At 44.8% G+C, this 15,220-nt stretch carries 15 protein-coding genes; 5 read left to right on the plus strand and 10 right to left on the minus strand.

What is annotated here, in order from left to right:
* Positions 1 to 59: 59 nt before the first annotated feature.
* The 8 genes from rseP to rpsB all read right to left on the minus strand — a co-directional run bounded on the left by rseP (position 60) and on the right by rpsB (position 7,665).
* Positions 60 to 1,418, minus strand: coding sequence for a sigma E protease regulator RseP (gene rseP, locus QWZ04_RS20595; RefSeq protein WP_290330129.1), 1,359 nt, complete (start codon positions 1,416 to 1,418; stop codon positions 60 to 62).
* Entirely contained in the window at positions 1,415 to 2,620 is a 1,206-nt protein-coding gene (gene ispC / locus QWZ04_RS20600; protein ID WP_290330131.1) for a 1-deoxy-D-xylulose-5-phosphate reductoisomerase, read from the minus strand. The genes rseP and ispC overlap by 4 nt, the downstream gene beginning before the upstream one ends.
* Before the next feature lie 57 nt (positions 2,621 to 2,677).
* A complete protein-coding gene (locus QWZ04_RS20605; RefSeq protein ID WP_290330132.1) occupies positions 2,678 to 3,520 on the minus strand; it encodes a phosphatidate cytidylyltransferase in 843 nt (280 codons plus the stop codon).
* Positions 3,521 to 3,541: 21 nt separating this feature from the next.
* A complete protein-coding gene (gene uppS / locus QWZ04_RS20610) occupies positions 3,542 to 4,294 on the minus strand; it encodes an undecaprenyl pyrophosphate synthase (protein WP_290330133.1) in 753 nt (250 codons plus the stop codon).
* 146 nt (positions 4,295 to 4,440) lie between these two features.
* Positions 4,441 to 4,998 (minus strand): ribosome recycling factor, encoded by a 558-nt coding sequence (gene frr, locus QWZ04_RS20615; protein ID WP_290330134.1) that lies wholly within the window; start codon positions 4,996 to 4,998, stop codon positions 4,441 to 4,443.
* 47 nt (positions 4,999 to 5,045) lie between these two features.
* Entirely contained in the window at positions 5,046 to 5,777 is a 732-nt protein-coding gene (gene pyrH, locus QWZ04_RS20620) for a UMP kinase (RefSeq protein ID WP_102522831.1), read from the minus strand.
* A gap of 196 nt (positions 5,778 to 5,973) precedes the next feature.
* Positions 5,974 to 6,819, minus strand: a complete 846-nt coding sequence (tsf, locus tag QWZ04_RS20625) for a translation elongation factor Ts (protein WP_290330135.1) — start codon at positions 6,817 to 6,819, stop codon at positions 5,974 to 5,976.
* A 111-nt stretch (positions 6,820 to 6,930) separates the two neighbouring features.
* Positions 6,931 to 7,665: a 30S ribosomal protein S2 gene (rpsB, locus tag QWZ04_RS20630; protein WP_102522833.1), complete on the minus strand. Its 735-nt coding sequence runs from the start codon at positions 7,663 to 7,665 to the stop codon at positions 6,931 to 6,933.
* 497 nt (positions 7,666 to 8,162) lie between these two features.
* On the opposite strand from rpsB, the gene map reads away from it, so the two are divergent.
* The 3 genes from map to QWZ04_RS20645 all read left to right on the plus strand — a co-directional run bounded on the left by map (position 8,163) and on the right by QWZ04_RS20645 (position 12,392).
* The gene (gene map, locus QWZ04_RS20635) at positions 8,163 to 9,041 is read left to right on the plus strand and encodes a type I methionyl aminopeptidase (protein WP_290330136.1); all 879 of its coding nucleotides are present in this window, start codon (positions 8,163 to 8,165) and stop codon (positions 9,039 to 9,041) included.
* 208 nt (positions 9,042 to 9,249) lie between these two features.
* Complete coding sequence (gene glnD / locus QWZ04_RS20640) at positions 9,250 to 11,874, plus strand: bifunctional uridylyltransferase/uridylyl-removing protein GlnD (RefSeq protein ID WP_290330137.1); 2,625 nt, start codon at positions 9,250 to 9,252, stop codon at positions 11,872 to 11,874.
* A 134-nt stretch (positions 11,875 to 12,008) separates the two neighbouring features.
* Positions 12,009 to 12,392 (plus strand): DUF3461 family protein, encoded by a 384-nt coding sequence (locus QWZ04_RS20645; RefSeq protein ID WP_290330139.1) that lies wholly within the window; start codon positions 12,009 to 12,011, stop codon positions 12,390 to 12,392.
* Between the two features lie 88 nt (positions 12,393 to 12,480).
* Here the strand turns inward: QWZ04_RS20645 and truC are convergent, their stop codons facing one another.
* Both truC and QWZ04_RS20655 read right to left on the minus strand, forming a co-directional pair.
* Positions 12,481 to 13,209: a tRNA pseudouridine(65) synthase TruC gene (gene truC / locus QWZ04_RS20650; protein WP_290330140.1), complete on the minus strand. Its 729-nt coding sequence runs from the start codon at positions 13,207 to 13,209 to the stop codon at positions 12,481 to 12,483.
* Complete coding sequence (locus QWZ04_RS20655) at positions 13,203 to 13,523, minus strand: YqcC family protein (RefSeq protein WP_290330141.1); 321 nt, start codon at positions 13,521 to 13,523, stop codon at positions 13,203 to 13,205. The genes truC and QWZ04_RS20655 overlap by 7 nt, the downstream gene beginning before the upstream one ends.
* Positions 13,524 to 13,600: 77 nt before the next feature.
* Here QWZ04_RS20655 and QWZ04_RS20660 point away from each other — a divergent pair, with 77 nt between their 5' ends.
* Positions 13,601 to 14,644: a DUF3549 family protein gene (locus QWZ04_RS20660; protein ID WP_290330142.1), complete on the plus strand. Its 1,044-nt coding sequence runs from the start codon at positions 13,601 to 13,603 to the stop codon at positions 14,642 to 14,644.
* Entirely contained in the window at positions 14,645 to 14,944 is a 300-nt protein-coding gene (locus QWZ04_RS20665) for a DUF3301 domain-containing protein (protein WP_290330146.1), read from the plus strand.
* Positions 14,945 to 15,220: the final 276 nt, after the last annotated feature.

Below are 15,220 nucleotides of genomic sequence, written 5' to 3' on the forward strand. Positions count from 1 at the left end.
ATTCTGATTATTCCTTGCTACTTCTTTTAATGCCAGTTTGCTATATCAATCAGCTGATATCACAGGCGCGTAAAATCGTTAAATAACGCAACTACCATAAGGGACATTATGATGGCCCCACCAATACGGTAGCCCACTTCCTGAACCGCTTCTGGTACAGGTCGTCGTATTACCGCTTCAATGGCTAAGAACAACAGGTGCCCGCCATCTAGAACCGGTAATGGTAATAAATTAATAATGCCTAAGTTAACGCTGATTAAGGCCATAAAGCTTAAAAAATAAACCAAGCCGTAATCTGCCGTAGCACCCGCTCCTTTCGCAATCGAAATTGGGCCACTTAGGTTTTCTATACCTACATCACCAACAACCAGCTTTTTTAGCATACTGAATGTTAGTGAAATAATTTGTCCAGTTTTATCTACCGCTTTACCAATGGATTCAAATACACCATATTTCAATTCAAAGCGATAATTTTCAGGCCATTCTGCGACTTCCGGAGCAATACCAGCAAAACCGATCGACTTTCCATCTGATACTTGTTTCGAATCAGGGATAAGCTCAAGTTTCACTGTTTGACCCACTCTATCAACGGTTACCGAAACTGGCGTATTCGCATTGCTTCGAATGACTTCAACCATTTGCTGCCAATCAGTAATTTTGTTGCCATTTGCAGCCAGGATAACATCACCCACTTGCAAACCCGCTTTCTCCGCTGCACCACCTTCACCAATGTGGGCTAAAGTAGTCGATACTTCCGGTCTAAATGGTACAAAACCCAGTGTCGACATCGGCGATTCTTTTTCTGGGTCAAAGCTCCAATCACGAATGTCTACTTTCTTAACTTGCTCTACACCTATTGCGTCGTCAGATGTCACCGTTAAGGTCATCAGATCGTCACCAATATGGGAAATCAGCTGCATGTTAACTGATTCCCAATCTGCGGTTTTGATTCCTGAAACGGCTTTTAGTTCCATTCCAGTTTCAATTCCGGCTTGTGCGACAATAGAATGAGGCGTTACTTGGCCAATTACTGGCTTAACCGCAGGCACACCAATAAGAAATACGACCCAATAAGCAAACAGTGCAAACACAAAGTTGAACACAGGACCCGCACTAATAATAGCGGCTCGTTGCCATAATTTTTTATGGTTAAACGCCTGCGATTTTTCTTGCTCTGTTATGTCATCAACACGGCCGTCGAGCATTTTAACGTAACCCCCTAATGGGATAATCGCAATGCTGTATTCCGTGCCATCTTTACCAGTTTTAGACCAAAGAGATTTACCAAAGCCGATAGAAAACTTAAGCACTTGCACGCCGCACTTTCGTGCCACCCAAAAGTGACCAAATTCATGCACGGCTACCAGTACACCCAGTGCAACGATGAATGACGCTAAATTCCACAGTATGTCTGTCATAGTGTTCGCTCTGTAATGTATTCGTTTGCGTAGCTACGTGCCATTTTATCTTGCTCTAGTAAGCTTTCCAAGTTATCCAACGCTAACGGCTGTTGTCCACACAGTTTATTCAAGACTTGCTCGTTGATGCTGGCAATGTCGGTAAATCTAATCTGCTTTCGCAAAAATGCGTCAACGGCAATTTCATTGGCTGCGTTCAGCCCCGTTGTAGCATGTTGCCCTTCGTAACACGCATCGATCGCCAGCTTTAAGCATGGATAACGGGAATAATCAGGTTCAAGAAAGGTAAGTTCACCCACTTTGGTAAAATCTAGTGGTGCAACACCGGCATTAACTCGTTCTGGGTAAGACATAGTCAGAGCGATTGGCGTTGCCATATCTGGTTGGCCCATCTGCGCAAGTACTGAACCATCTTTGTATTGCACCATAGAGTGGATCACAGATTGAGGGTGAATGATGACTTTCAGCTGCTCTTGAGAAGCATTAAATAACCATTTAGCTTCAATGAACTCCAACCCTTTATTCATCATTGTGGCTGAGTCTACTGATATTTTGGGGCCCATAGACCAATTAGGATGTGCGATTGCTTGTTCAGGAGTCACTGACGACAAGGTTGATACGTCGGAGTAGCGGAAAGGACCACCAGAACCGGTCAGTAAAATTGAAGATACACCGTGCTGTTCTAAATCACAGTGCCCCATCTTGGTTTGAATACTCTGCGGCAAGCACTGAAAAATAGCATTGTGCTCGCTGTCTACCGGTAAGAGTTCCGCACCGTATTTTTCAACCGCATCGATAAACAGCTGACCGGACATCACTAACGCTTCTTTGTTCGCTAGCAGCACTCGTTTGCCCGCCTGTACCGCCGCCATGGTCGGTATTAAACCAGCTGCACCGACAATTGCAGCCATCACCATATCAACTTCATCCATAGAGGCGACAGCGCACATGCCGTCTTCTCCAGAAAGAACCTGAGTATTAGGGCTAAGGACCGAAATGGTATTTCGTAATTGAACGGCCGCTTCAGCATTGGCCATAACAGCAAAGCTAGGTTGCCATTTTGCGCATAACAAAGCCATGCTATCAACATTAGTACCTGCCGCTAAAGCAAACACAGTAAATTGATCGCGGTTTTGTTCTACGACCTTTAAGGTGCTTGTGCCTATAGAGCCTGTTGCACCTAGAATGGTTAAATTTTTCATTCAATTATGACCGTTTCAGTATGTAAAAAGACAAGTTTCCTTGTCTTTTTAACTGTATTAGAAAATGAAATAAAGCAAGGTAAAGACGGGAAATGCGGCGGTTAAACTGTCGATCCGGTCTAGCACTCCGCCGTGTCCAGGAATGATATTACTGCTGTCTTTAATACCAGAGACTCGTTTGAACATACTTTCAACCAAATCACCAAGTACTGAAATGATGACAGTAACCAGTGCAATCCATGCCATTGTTACCCAGCTTTCAAATTGTAGTTCAAACCATTCGGCTGCGCCCCAGCCAACGATCAAGGCAGCCACGATACCGCCGACCAAACCTTCAATGGTTTTATTTGGGCTGACATGCGGCGCCATTTTAGTCTTACCAAAGGTTTTACCCGCGAAATAGGCGCCACTATCGGCAGACCAGACTAAGAAGCAAACAAATAGAACCAGCTTTCCGCCGTAATACTCATCAACGCCTGCGCCTTCGGCTCTTAGCAAAATGATGCTGGTAAAGAATGGGATGAGCGTTAACCAGCCAAATACGTTACGTAACAGGTTTGAGTTTTGCCACATTCCGACCGATTTAGGATACGTGATAGCCAGCAAGCTTGCGACAACCCACCATATAGAACCAATAGCTAAAATAGCAAAGTGTGTTGCTGGCAGCGGGGCTAAAAGTTGAGGTTCAAACGGTAGGACAACCAAAGTTACCGCCATGATGACGGCCGCTGGAATCAACGCCATCACACGCGAGTTATGCTTTACAAATTGAGTCCATTCCCAGAAGCCGATCATGGTCACCACTGCGATTGCAGCGATAAAAAGCGGCATTGATAATTCAAAAATGCCTAACACAACCAGTGGCGCTAAGATCAGCGCGGTAATAATTCTTTGTTTCAAGCCGACGAGTCCTTTTCTTTGTTATTCTGTCATCAATTCGGTGATTTGCTCACCGGTGCAACCAAAACGTCGCTCTCTACTTACAAACCAAGCAACAGCTTCTGCCAAACTGTCTTCATTGAAGTCGGGCCAATATTGCTCGGTAAAATACATTTCTGCGTAGGCCATCTGCCACAAAATAAAGTTACTGATGCGGCGTTCACCGCTCGTTCGTATCATCAAGTCAACTTCAGGAATGTCAGCCATCGCAAGGTAGCTTGTGATCAGGTCTTCATCAATATCATCAACAATGAGATCGCCAGTTGCGGCTTCAGCAGCAATTTTCTTTACCGCCTGAGCGATATCCCACTTGCCACCGTAATTAGCCGCTACATTAAGTACCATCCCTGTATTATTGCCCGTCAACGCTTCTGCTTCTGCGATTTTTTTCTGTAAACGAGAACTAAAGCGAGTGGTATCGCCAATAATACGAAGTTGCAGGTTGTTCTTGTGTAGGCGTTTTACTTCTTTCGATAAAACCGTGATAAACAGTTCCATCAATAAATTCACTTCATCTTCTGGTCGACGCCAGTTTTCACTACTAAAAGCAAATAATGTGATCGCTTTAATACCCAAACGAGTTCCAGCAGAGATCGTTTTACGTACAGCACTAACACCCGCTTTATGACCAAAAACACGTGGTTTCCCCTGAGCTTTTGCCCAACGTCCATTACCATCCATGATGATTGCGATATGTTTAGGAAGTGCGTCTGAAATGGCTTGAGTGTTCGGCATAGTGAATTAAATGATTAAAATGGGGTGAGATAATACCATATAAAAAAAGCACTGTGCTAACCACACAGCGCTTTACAACATAAAAGTGTAACAACTGCTTGTTTATGCTTCAATTTAACGAAAAATCGACATAAACAAAATCAGCTTTATACTTCCATTAGCTCTTTTTCTTTGGTTGCTAAAACGTCATCAACGCTCTTAACCGCAGCATCCGTTAGCTTCTGGATTTCGTCTTGACCTCTGCGGTCGTCATCTTCAGAGATCTCTTTGTCTTTTAAAAGACCTTTAAGATCGCCATTTGCGTCACGACGGATGTTACGAATAGCAACACGGCCACCTTCAGCTTCACCACGTACAATTTTAACAAGGTCTTTACGACGCTCTTCTGTTAGCGGTGGAAGAGGTACGCGGATAACAGTACCTGCAGACATTGGGTTTAGACCCAGGTCAGACATCAAGATAGCTTTTTCAATAAGAGGAGTCAGTTCACGGTCAAAAACCGTAATAGCCAGTGTACGTGCATCTTCTGCAACCACGTTCGCTACTTGGTTAAGAGGAGTTGGAGCACCGTAATACTCAACAGTTAGACCAGAAAGTAAGCTTGGGTGAGCACGACCTGTACGAATCTTTAGCAGGCTATTTCTCAGTGCTTCTACGCTTTTTTCCATGCGCTCTTGTGCGTCTTTTTTGATTTCATTAATCACAATGTCACCTTATTACTTATCTTAGAGAATGCGTAAACTTGATGGGCTTATTCAGCGTCGCTGATAAGTGTACCTTCAGTTTCACCCATTACCACACGACGCAGTGCGCCTGGCTTATTCATGTTAAATACACGGATTGGCATTTTGTGATCACGCGCTAGAGTGAACGCAGCCAGATCCATGACTTTTAATTCTTTTTCAAGAACAACGTTATAGTGAAGCTTATCATACAACTCTGCATCAGGGTTTGCTACTGGGTCAGCATTATATACGCCATCAACTTTTGTCGCTTTGAGAACTACGTCAGCTTCAATTTCAATACCACGTAGACATGCCGCTGAATCTGTTGTGAAGAATGGGTTACCAGTACCAGCAGAGAAGATAACAACACGACCTTGACGAAGCTCACGGATTGCATCAGCCCAATTGTAATCGTCACAAACACCTTTCAGTTGAATTGCTGACATTACACGAGCGTTTACGTATGCACGGTGCAACGCATCACGCATTGCTAGGCCGTTCATTACTGTTGCTAGCATACCCATGTGGTCACCAACAACGCGGTTCATACCCGCTTCAGCAAGACCGGCACCACGGAACAAGTTACCACCGCCAATTACCACACCAACTTCAACACCCAGCTCAACTAACTCTTTGATCTCTTGAGCCATACGCTCCAGAGTGGTTGGGTCAATACCAAAGCCTTCATCGCCTTGAAGCGCTTCACCGCTAAGTTTAAGCAGGATACGTTGATATACGGGTTTAGGATTCGTAGTCATGGCGTTTACCTTTCAAATAAGAGTTGTTGATTAACAGTCATGGATAGAGGTTCTAAAAGCTAAGTAGGGGCACTTCGCGTTTAGCATTTAGTACTTCGTACTTGAACCTTCATTCATCACTGCTAATTTTTTGTTTTCTATTCATAAAAAGACCGCAGCCTTAGCTACGGTCTTTTTGAACTCAATACATTAAGGATTAACCTTTTTGTACCGCAGCCACTTCGTCAGCGAAGCTCATTTCTTCTGCTTTCTCGATACCTTCACCAACTTCTAAACGTACGAAGTTAGTTACTGTAGCGCCTTTCTCTTTAAGAATTTCGCCAACAGTTTTCTTAGGTTCCATTACGAAAGCCTGACCAGTTAGAGATACTTCACCCGTGAATTTCTTCATACGGCCAACAACCATCTTCTCTGCGATTTCTTGAGGCTTGCCTTCGTTCATTGCGATTTCAACTTGAACCGCTTTCTCTTTAGCAACTACGTCTGCTGGTACGTCTTCTGGGTTAACGAACTCAGGACGTGAAGCAGCAACGTGCATAGCAATGTGCTTAAGTGTTTCAGCATCGCCTTCACCAGCAACAACAACACCGATTTTCTCACCGTGACGGTAAGTAGCAAGTGCAGCGCCTTCAGCGTACTGTACGCGACGGATGTTGATGTTCTCACCGATTTTAGTGATAAGTGCGATACGAGTCTCTTCGAACTTAGCTTGAAGAGCTTCGATGTCTAGTTTTTCAGCTAGAGCAGCAGTTGCAACTTCGTCAGCAAACGCTAGGAAACCTGCATCTTTAGCAACGAAGTCAGTTTGGCAGTTTACTTCTAGGATAACTGCAACGCCGTCAGCATCTTTGATGATGATCGCGCCTTCAGCTGCAACGTTACCAGCTTTTTTAGCTGCTTTCGCTGCGCCACTTTTACGCATGTTTTCAATTGCTAGCTCAATATCGCCATCAGCTGCAACAAGCGCTTTTTTACATTCCATCATGCCAGCGGCTGTGCGCTCGCGAAGTTCTTTTACTAGAGCAGCAGTAACAGTTGCCATTCTTAAAATCCTCGGTTGATTCCAATTAAGGTAAAAATCAGGGGCACACATTGGGCCCCTGATGCTAACTATGACTTAACTTAATTAAAGCTAAGTGACTCAGAGTCGCTATTATTCAGCTTCTTCTACGAAACCGTCTTTTTCAGCAACAGCTGCAACAGTTTCTTCGTTACGACCTTCAGTTACAGCTTGTGCTGCAGCGTTAAGGTAAAGCTGTACCGCACGGATTGCATCGTCATTACCAGGAATGATGAAGTCAACGCCGTCTGGGTCAGAGTTAGTATCAACAACAGCGTATACTGGGATACCTAGGTTGTTTGCTTCGCGAACTGCAATGTGCTCGTGATCTGCATCGATTACGAATAGTGCGTCAGGTAGACCGCCCATGTCTTTGATACCACCAAGAGATTTCTCTAGCTTATCCATTTCACGGGTACGCATTAGAGCTTCTTTCTTAGTTAGCTTCTCAAAAGTTCCGTCTTGAGCTTGCGCTTCAAGTTCTTTTAGACGCTTGATAGATTGACGAACAGTTTTGTAGTTCGTAAGCATACCGCCTAACCAGCGGTTGTTAACGTAAAACTGGTTGCTTGCGATAGCAGCTTCTTTAACAGCTTCAGATGCAGCGCGTTTAGTACCAACGAAAAGAACTTTACCTTTTTTAGCGCCAACTTTGCTTAGCTCAGTAAGAGCTTCGTTGAACATTGGTACAGTTTTTTCTAGGTTGATGATATGAACTTTGCTACGAGCACCAAAGATGAATGGCTTCATTTTTGGGTTCCAGTAACGAGTTTGGTGACCAAAGTGAACACCAGCTTTAAGCATATCGCGCATTGATACAGTTGCCATTTTAAATTCCTCTATGGGGTTAGGCCTCCACGTGCCCCATGCGTCCGACCCTACTTCTCAATTTTGAGTAAGCGAGCACCCCGGATCATGTGTCGGTACGTGTGTGATTTAAAGATAATTTTATATGGACTCAAAAACAGCCTCGCCATGTAGGAGAAAACAGTTCTTGGTTCCGGCGCGCTTTATACCATAAAAGAGGGGTTTGTTGCTAGTGAAAAATGGAAAAACAGCCACAGAATGTTGGGCGTTGGGCGTTGGGCGTTGGGCGTTGGGCGTTGGGCGTTGGGCGTTGGGCGTTGGGCGTTAAAAAATTTCTCTCATCATAAACTCTTGTCAACTCTTTAAAACTTTATGCAAGCCTTTTGATGATGTTCTCGCCTTATGCCGAGTATCTTTACTATGCCTTGCGCATTTCGCCTAATTCCCTCAACTTCTTTAACAATCCCATTCACGCTGATAGAATAGCGCGATTGCATTTAAAGAGATTGAGAAAGTAAATGTCTATCAAAATCAAAACGGCTGAAGAAATTGAAAAAATGCGCGTTGCTGGCAAATTAGCCGCGGAAGTGCTTGAGATGATCGAACCCCATGTAAAAGCGGGTGTTACGACAGAAGAACTTGATCAAATTTGCCACAAATTTATTAATGATAATGGCGCATACCCTGCCCCACTTGATTACCATGGATTCCCGAAATCCATCTGTACTTCAATCAATCACATAGTATGTCACGGTATTCCTGCAGTCGCCGACCAAATGGGTACTGCGGGTAAGATGAAGCCGGCAGTTTTGAAAGATGGCGACGTCGTTAATATCGACATTACCGTTATCATTCCAAACGACAGCACTGTGTCGCTTGAGACTCGCCCAGAGGGTTATCACGGTGATACCTCTAAGATGTTTGTTATCGGTGAAGCCTCTGCTGCCGATAAACGCCTTTGCTCTGTTACCCAAGAAGCCTTATACACTGGCATGCGTAAAGTTAAGCCAGGCGCAACGGTCGGTGAAATCGGTACAGCGATCGACAAGTACATCAAAGACAATAACAAAAAGAATCCTCGTATGAAGTATTCCATTGTTAAAGATTTTTGTGGTCACGGCATCGGTAACGAGTTCCATGAAGAACCTCAAGTGGTCCACTACAAAAACAACGACAAACGCAAGCTTCAAGAGGGCATGTGTTTCACGATTGAGCCAATGATCAACGCGGGTAAATTCGGCTGCAGCATCGACAGTGACGATGATTGGACGGTATACACTGGCGACGGTAAGAACTCAGCACAGTGGGAACATACTATCCTAGTCACCAAAGACGGTTGTGAAGTACTGACGCTTCGCTCAGAAGAAACCATCCCACGTTTAATGGTCAACAAATAGCCGAATGGTGAGCTAACTCATCAATGGTTTATCTTAATCCCTAGCCCTATGCTGGGGATTTTTATTCCTACCTAATTTTTCTCCCCTCTTAGGTCTAGTAACATATTGGCTATATCCCTCTGACGTTCACATCCCTAAGTACTTGGCATTCGGCGTTTTAGCCTGATACATTAGAGCTACCATTTTGACGCTGCATGGAATGCATGAAATGCCTTTTCAATCTCCTATAACATTTACAGACGATCAACTCGTCCCGGATACCGTTCGCGAACAACTCACGCAATTCTCTGACTATCAAAGACAAGAATTTTTAACTCACCACCCTGTCACTGACCTAGTATTAGGCCGCTCCGAGTATATGGATTTACTCCTAGCGAGGCTTTGGCGATTCTATGGCTTCAAACAGCACTCCGATTTATGCTTGGTTGCGGTGGGTGGATACGGCAGAGGCGAACTCCACCCTCTCTCCGATATTGATATTTTAATTTTGTCTGAGAAAGCTCTGGATACCGCAACAGAGCAAAAGATAAGTGAGTTTATTACCTTACTCTGGGATTTGAGGTTGGAAGTTGGCCATGCAGTGCGAACCCTTACACAATGTGAAGAGGTAGGGCTTGATGACCTAACCGTCGCAACAAACCTGCAAGAGGCTCGTTTTATTTGCGGCAACGAAGATCGATTCCAGCAACTCAAACTCATGGTGCATTCAGAAGCATTTTGGCCTAGCGATGTCTTTTACAAAGCCAAACTGGAAGAGCAAAGACAGCGCCATGCTCGGTTTCATGACACCACCTATAATCTCGAGCCTGATATCAAATCCAGCCCTGGAGGTTTAAGAGACATTCATACATTGAGTTGGGTCGCTCGACGTCACTTTGGTGCCACCTCTTTATTCGAAATGAGTCGCTACGGATTTTTGACTGACGGAGAGTACCGTGAACTTTTAGAGTGCCAAGACTTTCTGTGGAGAGTGCGTTTTGCATTGCATATGGAACTTAAGCGCTACGATAACCGCTTAACTTTCGCCCATCAATTGCAAGTAGCGGAACACCTTGGTTTTAGTGGCCCAGGCAATAAACCGATCGAAATGATGATGAAAGAGTTTTACCGAACTCTTCGTCGAGTGGCCGAACTCAACAAAATGCTACTTAAGCTGTTTAATCAAGCCATCATCAATGACGGTGAAGACTTAGTAACCGAAATTATTGATGATGATTTCCAGCGCTGTGGCCAGTTTATTGAAGCAAGAAAACCGGCACTGTTCCAAGCCCGCCCTGAGACCATTTTGGATATGTTCATTCATATCGCCAATGACTCAACAATAGAGAGCGTTGCCCCCGCGACCTTGAGGCAATTACGCACTGCGCGCCGACGATTAAACATATTTCTTCACACCCTGCCCGAGGCCCGGGACAAATTCATGGACTTAGTCCGTCACCCTAATGCGCTGCATCGTGCTTTCCCTTTGATGCACAAGTTAGGTGTGATGGCGGCTTATTTACCTCAATGGAGCCAAATTGTTGGTCAGATGCAGTTCGATCTTTTCCACGTTTATACGGTAGATGAGCACAGCATGCGCTTACTTAAGCACATTCACTCATTCAGCTACGCAAAAAATCATAATAAGCACCCAATTTGCTGTGAAGTGTACCCACGCATTCAGAAAAAAGAACTGCTTATTCTCGCGGCTATTTTCCATGACATAGGAAAAGGAAGGGGCGGTGACCACTCAGAAATTGGCGCGGTTGAAGCCTACAGTTTCTGTATTGAACATGGCTTATCAAAACCGGAAGCTAAGTTAGTATCTTGGCTAGTCAAACAGCATCTATTGATGTCGGTAACCGCTCAGAGACGCGATATTTACGATCCCGACGTTGTCACCGAGTTTGCCAAAATAGTGCGAGATGAAGAATACTTAGAATTCCTCGTCTGCCTAACGGTGGCCGATATTTGTGCCACCAACCCAGAGATATGGAACAGTTGGAAACGCACATTACTTGCCGAGCTATATCATTCGACTCAGCGAGCTTTAAGGCGAGGGCTGGAAAACCCAGTCGATGTCCGTGATCGTATTCGTCACAATCAGCAAATGGCTTCTGCCCTACTTCGTAAAGAGGGATTTGCCGCACGAGACATAGAATTACTTTGGCGACGCTTTAAAGCAGACTATTTTTTACGCCATACACACAGCCAAATCGCTTGGCACAGCGAACACCTTTTACGCCAAGAATCACCAGATGAACCACTGATTTTGATCAGTCAAAAAGCCACTCGGGGTGGCACAGAAGTATTTCTTTACGCCAAAGATTCTTCCCGGTTATTTGCAACGGTGGTGGCTGAACTCGACCGAAGAAATTTCAATGTGCACGACGCCCAAGTCATGACAAGCAAAGACAACTTCGCGCTGGATACTTTTATGGTTCTAGATCAGCATGGCGATCCAATCGATGAAACCAGGCATGATAAAGTCGTGCGTCATCTGCTTAACGTCATCAATAGCGGTAAAGCCACGACGATAAAAGTACGACGAACACCGAGGCAGTTACGCCACTTTAACGTAAAAACCCGAGTAGATTTCATTCCGACCAGGACAAAGAAACGGACGTTAATGGAGTTTGTTGCACTGGATACCCCAGGGCTGTTAGCCAAAGTCGGTGCGACCTTTGCCGCTTTAAATATCGGACTTCACGCAGCAAAAATCACCACGATTGGCGAACGAGCTGAAGATTTGTTTATTCTAACCTCAGAGCAAGGCGGACCACTTTCCGACTTAGAACAGGAAACCCTACGTGATAAATTGATTGAAAAAGTCAGTGAGTTACAGCCGGAATAGCATTTCATACTGTTGTGGGCAATAAGCGCGATCTTGCCCACAACTCTTAACGTTACAGACTATCTACCACAAGTTTTGACTGCTACAGTTTACTTGGTAAACATCACCCAATACTCACTGATGCGAGGTCATATATGTATCCCAACCTCACTGGTTTAGGCATTCAAGATCCTACCCAAATTGAGCGTTATTCTCTGCGACAAGAAGCGCTAAAAGATGTCCTAAAGATTTACTTCCATAAGCAAAAAGGCGAGTTTTTCGCAAAAAGCGTGAAATTCAAATACCCACGCCAGCACAAGAATGTGCTAGTCGACAGCGGTAGCCACCAGTACAAAGAAGTCACTGAAATAAACCGTAACCTAACTTTGGTTATCGATGAACTAAACACACTTACGCGTCCAGCCAAACTACCTGAATTAGACACCAAAGCGAAAATTTTGAGTGATCTTCGACATCTTGAGAAAGTTGTTTCTGGGAAAATTGCTGAAATTGAAGCGGACCTGGAAAAGCTGAAATAACAACGCACGGCAAGCATGCGCGCGCATAAAGTAGATCCCGGATATCTCGTTCCTCGATTCCGGGATGACGATGCTGGCTCTTAATGCCTTACGCCTTAAACAACCCATCCCAGCCAAACTCTTCAAGTAACTTTTGCCATATATCATCAAAGCCGGCCTTTAAAACCAGAGTTTCGTTTGTGTACGGATGAACAAAGCTCAACTCAGAGGCATGTAACATCAAACGGCGAGCATCGTAATTCTCGCGGAACAAGCGATTATGCTTACCATCACCATGAGACGTATCGCCAACAATAGGGTGGCGTAAATGAGCCATGTGTCTGCGCAGTTGGTGTTTACGGCCTGTTTTAGGTTTCATTTCCACCAGCCCATAGCGACTAGTAGGAAAGCGACCTGTGGAGAAAGGCACTTCTACTTTGCCAAGTGGCGCATACTCAGTAATGGCATCTTTCGCTTCTTTCTCTTTATCCGCAAATTTGTCGGCAATTTTGTCGAGTTCTTCTTTGAGCGGGTAATCGAGCGTATCGCCCTCTTCTATCCACCCCCTTACTATCGCATGATACGTTTTCTGCATCTCGTGGTTAGCAAACATAGGTGATACCTTAGAGGCGATTTCACTAGAAAGCGCAAACACCAACACACCAGACGTTGGCCTGTCTAAGCGGTGAAGCGGAAACACATGCTGACCGATCTGATCTCTCAGAGTCTGCATCACAAATTGCGTTTCATGGCGATCTAGCCAAGAACGATGCACTAACATTCCCGCCGGCTTGTTCACGGCAACCAAGTATTCGTCTTGATAGATGATTTCTAGCATGGGTTAAACGCCTTATCGAGTTGCGCAATGGTCTTTAGTAATGTTTCCATTTCCCGCTGGTTTTGCCAAACTTGCTCAAAATATGGCAAGATTTCAAACCCAGTCGGTAATGGTTGATTTTGCTCGATAAGCGCATTAATTCGAACAATGAAAATCCACTGCAACCATTCGTTAGGCTCTAGGGTATCGATAGCAAAAGGTTGCTCACTAGATAGCGCGGCTTGCGATGGAGAACTTGCTTGCCATAGCTGTAAAGCACTCATTTGTGCTTCTAATTGTGCTAACAACGCACTAACTTGGTGTTGAGTTGGCATTTTCGTCACTTCTAACCTTGAAAAATGGCCATAGAGTACCATTTATTGATGAAAGACTAATAGGATAACTCTCCCTGATGGAAACGATTCATACCCTTACCCAGCTACTAGAAAACAGTGGCTGCCAATACAGCATTTACGATCTCAGTCGCAGCGTTCAGCCGATCGCAGAAGATCAGTTTAAGCGCATTGAACAAGCCCAGCAGCCTTACCCTTATCCTATTCAGCGCCACGCACAAATCGCTATTGCCTACTGGAATACACAAAAACAGCCGTGGATATGGTTTTTGAAGTTTGAATTAGATGAACGAGGTCTACTTAAACAGTCGAACATCGGTAATTTCATTAAATACGTATTAGAAGCAATGGGCACCCGCTTAGGCGGTGAAGTCAGCGAAGAGCAGCAACAAAAGCTGGCAAACAACCCATACACCTTTAAGCCGTCAGATGACAAAATGGCCGTTTTTCATAGCCAGCTTCGTGCAAGCTTAGATATGCCAACTAGCCAATACTACGAGCACGCGCAGCAGTATTTCCAAGGAAATTTAGGCTGGGATAATTGGCAAACTATCGGGTTACAAGGCATCACTGATATCTGTGCTCGCTTGAATGCAGAACAAAACGGAGTACTCGTAAGAAAAGCCCTGAATAACCTCCCTACAGAGCCGCTATATGCGTTATTAGGCGCTTTGGAACACTCTGACACATTACCAGACAAATTAGCAGACAGAGTCCATGAGCTTGCTTCTGCAGAAATACTCTCTGACGCGCCCGATCTATTTTTGCTGTCAGCACTCATTCGCGCTTTATCTGGTGTCGAGCAAAACAAGCTGAGAGCTATCGTGAATGACATTCTGAGCAGCCCAAGGCTCAGCCATCAAGAGGTGCTGATTGCCATCGCTGGCCGTTGCTGGAGCGCATTAAGCGACGCCACGGTTGCCGAGCAGTTCCTGTTACGCCTAGCGCAAACCGGAAACCAAAATCTCTTTAACCAGCTATTTGCTGACCTTGTCATGCTGCCAGAGTTACGAATGGTTTTTCTACCGCTACTGCACAATACCCCAAACCAAGAACTGGCTAGCGCATTGATCAAACTTCAACAATCGACCAAGGGCGAATAAATCATGGCTAACTTGTTTGCAATCCTAGGCCTATCTTTGTTTTGTTTTGCGTTTTGGCAGCAAAGACGCCAATCTGAACTCGCTAAACAAGCCATCGCAAGACGTTGCAAGCAACTTGATATTCAACTATTAAGCACCGCATTTGAGGCTCATCGGTTCAAGAACTCAAAAGGCCGTTTTGGCTGGCATACTGTGTACGAGTTTGAATTTTCATCGCTTGGAGATGATTATTATATTGGAGAGTTGACGATGGTGGGGTTTAGGCCTGTGAGCTTTGAAATACCGCCGTACCGGATGTGAGGTGAGTTACAGGTTACAGGTTACAGGTTACAGGTTACAGGTTACAGGTTACAGGCTAACTGTATTCTCTCTGGTAAGCCAAAGAAGAACTCTATTTTCTTGATATTTTTTAGATAAAGAAAAGCCCCGATACTTGCGTATCGGGGCCGTAGTCTTACTCGCAGCAATCCGGCTACTAAAAGTGCTCCATGCATCAAATCCTTGATAGCAGCGCTGTGTCCTTCAGCGTAATCCTTTTCATCGCCTTCCTAGCGGTGTCCTTGATCTTATCCTGAT

Origin of the sequence: Vibrio tapetis subsp. quintayensis (genome assembly GCF_030409945.1) — a bacterium.
Taxonomy (GTDB): domain Bacteria; phylum Pseudomonadota; class Gammaproteobacteria; order Enterobacterales; family Vibrionaceae; genus Vibrio; species Vibrio quintayensis.